The organism is Cellvibrio sp. OA-2007 (genome assembly GCF_000953825.1).
Classification (GTDB): domain Bacteria; phylum Pseudomonadota; class Gammaproteobacteria; order Pseudomonadales; family Cellvibrionaceae; genus Cellvibrio.
Map to the genome: position 1 here is coordinate 1 of NZ_BBUL01000051.1, position 4491 is coordinate 4491.

At 47.3% G+C, this 4491-nt stretch carries 5 protein-coding genes and 4 tRNA genes; all 9 read right to left on the reverse strand.

Annotation, left to right across the window (positions count from 1 at the left end):
- The coding region (locus tag AWU77_RS02275; protein WP_202966612.1) for a GTP-binding protein at positions 1–107 on the reverse strand (107 nt) is incomplete at its 3' end.
- 75 nt (positions 108–182) lie between these two features.
- A tRNA-Thr gene (locus AWU77_RS02280) sits at positions 183–258 on the reverse strand.
- A 17-nt stretch (positions 259–275) separates the two neighbouring features.
- Positions 276–349: transfer RNA gene (locus tag AWU77_RS02285), tRNA-Gly, on the reverse strand.
- Between the two features lie 48 nt (positions 350–397).
- Positions 398–481 (reverse strand) — tRNA-Tyr (locus AWU77_RS02290).
- A 93-nt stretch (positions 482–574) separates the two neighbouring features.
- Positions 575–650, reverse strand: a tRNA-Thr gene (locus tag AWU77_RS02295).
- Between the two features lie 45 nt (positions 651–695).
- Positions 696–1409: an SPOR domain-containing protein gene (locus AWU77_RS02300; protein WP_062058651.1), complete on the reverse strand. Its 714-nt coding sequence runs from the start codon at positions 1407–1409 to the stop codon at positions 696–698.
- Positions 1410–1421: 12 nt separating this feature from the next.
- Positions 1422–2168, reverse strand: a complete 747-nt coding sequence (locus AWU77_RS02305; RefSeq protein WP_062058658.1) for a type III pantothenate kinase — start codon at positions 2166–2168, stop codon at positions 1422–1424.
- Complete coding sequence (gene birA, locus AWU77_RS02310; protein ID WP_307124582.1) at positions 2158–3159, reverse strand: bifunctional biotin--[acetyl-CoA-carboxylase] ligase/biotin operon repressor BirA; 1002 nt, start codon at positions 3157–3159, stop codon at positions 2158–2160. Before birA ends, AWU77_RS02305 begins: the two co-directional genes overlap by 11 nt.
- Positions 3152–4255: an alanine racemase gene (gene alr, locus AWU77_RS02315; protein ID WP_062058661.1), complete on the reverse strand. Its 1104-nt coding sequence runs from the start codon at positions 4253–4255 to the stop codon at positions 3152–3154. The genes birA and alr overlap by 8 nt, the downstream gene beginning before the upstream one ends.
- Between the last annotated feature and the right edge of the window lie 236 nt (positions 4256–4491).

Here is a 4491-nt window from a genome sequence, read left to right on the forward strand (position 1 = left end):
CACACGCGAGTCAAGGCTGCAGTCAATGTGGTTTTACCATGGTCAACGTGACCAATGGTGCCCACGTTGACGTGGGGCTTGTTACGTTCAAACTTTTCCTTCGCCATTGCGAGCGCCTCCTCAGACGTAAATACAATCACACAGATAAAAAAGCTGCGAGAGACCACCCCTCGCAGCAGATATGGAGCTCATAAGCAGATTCGAACTGCTGACCTCACCCTTACCAAGGGTGTGCTCTACCAACTGAGCTATATGAGCCAAAACATCATAAAGTTTGGAGCGGGTAGCGGGAATCGAACCCGCGCCATCAGCTTGGAAGGCTGAGGTTCTACCATTGAACCATACCCGCTTAAATCAGATATTGGCTATTAGCTCACAGGCATTCGCCTATATAAAATGGTGCAGGGGGATGGATTCGAACCATCGAAGCTTACGCGTCAGATTTACAGTCTGATCCCTTTGGCCGCTCGGGAACCCCTGCCGAAAACCGCCGGCATTTTCCGGCCCACGTTGCTGACTGTCAATCTATTTTTTTAACAAATTCACAGAGTTACAACACAACAACAATCAAAGTTGGAGCTGGCGAGAGGAATCGAACCCCCGACCGGCTGATTACAAGTCAGCTGCTCTACCTACTGAGCTACGCCAGCTTTTTGACCACTGCTGTTTGTGGAGGCAGAATTTTAGTGAAACATTTACTGGGAAGCAACACCTAAACAGAAATTTTGTCGCTTTTCTAAGTTAGATTCTTGCATCAACAATCCTGACCACACCGTTTCGTCTATTTTTTCAGCAAAACCAGCATCAATTACAACCCATGTTTCTTGGATCATTTTGGGCAGCATCTTTATATAAACCTCATATCCCTGCTGCTTAATTTCCGCAGAGCGCGCCTCCGCCTCGCCATAATCCGCAAACCGTCCGAAGGAAATACCGTTGGTCAACTCGCCCTTGGTAATAACATAGCTCTCAATATTTTTTTTCTGCAGCTCATAAAGGCGACGCAACGCTTCTTTTTCAGAAACCTCCGGCTTTAAAAACACCCAATATATTTCCCCCTCCTTAATTTCGATAGGGATAATATGTGCGGGAGCCCCTAAGGCAACCAAGCGCTCTACAGCATATTCCGCCTGGAGCAATTGTCCGTAAGGACCGATCATGGTGCAAAGCTCAGCTCCCGACGACGAATCACTAGCAACCGCCCCCTCAATCACCCTCGTTTCCTTTACTCTTGCTCGCGCGCCCTTGGGATCCACAACCTCACTCAAAAGCTGCAATCCTTCCCCAGCAGAACCCCTGGCCGCCCCCACTTGAACACCGGCCACAACCTCTTTTTCGACCATAAAAAAATAGTGATACCCAAAAAATGCAATATTACCCACAATCAACAATATAAAAATTGCCCGCATTCGTCACTCCAACTATTGGGTCAAATCCAAGACTCCAGCCAAGCCATCTAACACAAGATCAGGAATCAGCCGGGCCTGCGGATAAAAAGGTAGCAATTTACTAGCGTCGCCACCTGTAAATATAAGCTCACATTTACTCTCCCGATTGATCTTGCTTAGGTGCTGCACCCCATTATCAATCAGGCCTTTCAGCATGGCTGCACACGCTGAATATACAGCACCGGATGTCGATGCTGCTGGCGTTAAGCCTAGCATGGAAGGCATAGGATCTAATTTTATCTGGCGCGCACCATGTTCAAGAGAATTAAGCATCAGACTCAAACCGGGCGCTATAAATCCTCCTTGATGCACGCCATCCGAAGCAATCAAATCGACAGTCACAGCAGTACCGCAGGACACCACTAGGCATGCGCCGCCTATCGCACGATAAGCAGCCACAATTCCCAACCAGCGATCGACACCCAGCATCTGCGGCTGACGATAGCCATTGCGCACAGCACCACATGCAATACTGCTGCGTGCGAACATTGGCTGAAGCCCAAAATGCTCAACACACCAATTTGCAATCCTCTGCTCCAAGATCTCCCCAACCACACTGGCCACACATGCTGTGTTTATCACGCTGCGATAGAGGTTTATTTCATCGAGTAATAAATCTAGCGGCTCCTCTATACCCAAAGCTCCACGAGCAACGACCGCAGACTGGCTTCGAACCCGCCATTTCAACCTGGTATTGCCCATGTCGATTTCAAGAATCATCAGCACGCCTCAGAGATATCTCGCCCCCATGAAACAGCTCTCTACCCTGCTCAGTATCCAATATCAGCGCTCCCGCTTGACTGACACCAACACACACACCCGAGCAAATAAGATTGCCATTACTCAGTTCAACCACCTGTCCGGCATGCATATTAAATGATTGCCATTCCGCACAATAAGCTGCAAACCCCTTACGCTCATACTCACCAAGCACTTCTACCAATTCATCAACCAATGCGGCCACCAACTGATTGCGTGACACCAGCGGAAGCTCTTGCTGTGCCAGAATACTGTGTAAATCTATCCAGGGCTGTGCAATCTCCTTCCCCTCACCAATGCCCATGTTGACATTGATTCCCACACCTACAACTACCTGACAATAACCAGCAGGATCACCCGTTATTTCAATTAACACACCCGCAAGCTTTCTATCTTCATAGAGCACATCGTTGGGCCATTTCAATTTCAACCCGACAATACCATAACCCTGCAAAACACGTACGATCACCAATCCAACCGCCAAGCTGAGCCCTTCAAGAACCGCGACTCCTCCCTCAAAACCCCATCCAACAGAGCAATAAATATTTTGCGCGAATGGGCTAACCCAAGTGCGCCCACGACGTCCGCGCCCGGAACTTTGCGCTTCAGCCAGACACACTTGCTGAGCGGGATTTGCATGGCGCATGAGAAAAGCATTTGTTGAGTCAATCTCAAAAAACAGATGGAAATTAAGCGGTAGAGCTGTGTGTAAAAAAGCATTTATTTTTTTAATGTCAAATAAGTCCAACCCTCCCTCTATGCAGTAACCTCGCCCTTTAATTGAAACCAGCTTAATCCCCAGCACTTCCAGTTTTTGCAAATGTTTCCAAACAGCAGCTCGGCTAACACCTAATAAGACCCCAAGCTCCTCTCCTGAATGAAATTGACCATCGGAAAGCAGATCAAGAATCTGCCGCTGTGGCGTCACGTCAGAACCAATCATCTCAGTCATTATGAAGCCCTCTCAGGTAGGATCGAGGAAAACGCGGCCCCAGACTGGTGAGCACCTCATATCCCAAGGAGCTATTTTTTTTACTCAGATAATCTAACGATAGAGAAGAATTGATAACCTCAATTTCTTGCTCAAGCAAGGATTCGATTCGCACGTCAAGACCTGACACATCAAAAATTGTGGAGTCCATTGACATACGACCAATTGCTTTCACTAATTGACCACTTAAGTAACCTGCAGGCTGAGCCCCTAAAGTACGATGCAAGCCATCAGCATACCCCCCTGAAACAACAGCAACACGAGCCCCCGCTGATAAAACCGCAGTGCTGCTGTAACCAATTACAGCAGCAGCATCAAGCTCACGCACCTGCGTTATCGGTAACGATAAGCGCACCACTGGCTCCATAGGATTACCTATATGCGGGGTAGGGTTAATCCCATAGAGCGCAGCACCTGGACGCAATAAATCAAAGTGCCATTTATCTCCTAAAAAAACACCGGAAGAATTTGCGAGACTAAATCGAAGACCGGGCAGCAAGGGATGGATCAAATTAACGCAATTTATGAAACGATTAAGTTGCTGTTGATTGAGAGGGTGTTCGTGAGCATCAGCGCAGGCAAGATGGCTCATCAATAAAACAGGGTTGATTGCGCGCAGTAAATCCATATCGGCACATAGTGACTCGAACTCGTATATATCAAGCCCAAAACGCGTCATCCCCGTATTCACTTTAATCGCCGAAATCGCACTGGTTCCGAGCCTGATATTGGCCTTCGCCCAAGCAGTTACTGACGAAGATGAGCAAAGAACAGGAATTAGGTTAGAGTCAATGTATAGAAGTTCATCACCCGAGTGAATGCCACCCAATACATAAATAACTGCATCTGCAGGCAGAAAGGATCGGGCAGCAAGCGCCTCATCTAGAGAAGCCAAAAAAAACTCGCGGCACCCAACAGCATAAAGAGCATTACCAACCTTGCTTGCACCCAAGCCATAGGCATTAGCTTTAATAACACCCGCTACAGCAGCATTAGCGCCAATAGCTTTTAATTTGAGCCAATTAGACTGTATGGCAGCAAGATCAATAGTCAGCACAGCACTAAATCCAGTGAATTAATGGCGAAAAAGGGAGCCATATAAGCAGAGCGGCACCACAAAATCCATCTTTTTAGTCGCCGAAATAAAGAGTTAAAAAATAAACCCAAGTTAAAAGCAATAAATTTTCGAAAAGCGAAAATAAAAAAACGCCCTGCAGATAATTCTACAGGGCGTTTTTAGTATTAGAAGCTTGACGATGACCTACTCTCACATGGGGAGACCCCACACTACCA

Coding starts and splice junctions, on each gene's coding strand:
- AWU77_RS02300 (WP_062058651.1), bottom strand. CDS start 1,409: ATGCGGGCAATTTTTATATTGTTGATTGTGGGTAATATTGCATTTTTT.
- AWU77_RS02305 (WP_062058658.1), bottom strand. CDS start 2,168: ATGATTCTTGAAATCGACATGGGCAATACCAGGTTGAAATGGCGGGTT.
- birA (WP_307124582.1), bottom strand. CDS start 3,159: ATGACTGAGATGATTGGTTCTGACGTGACGCCACAGCGGCAGATTCTT.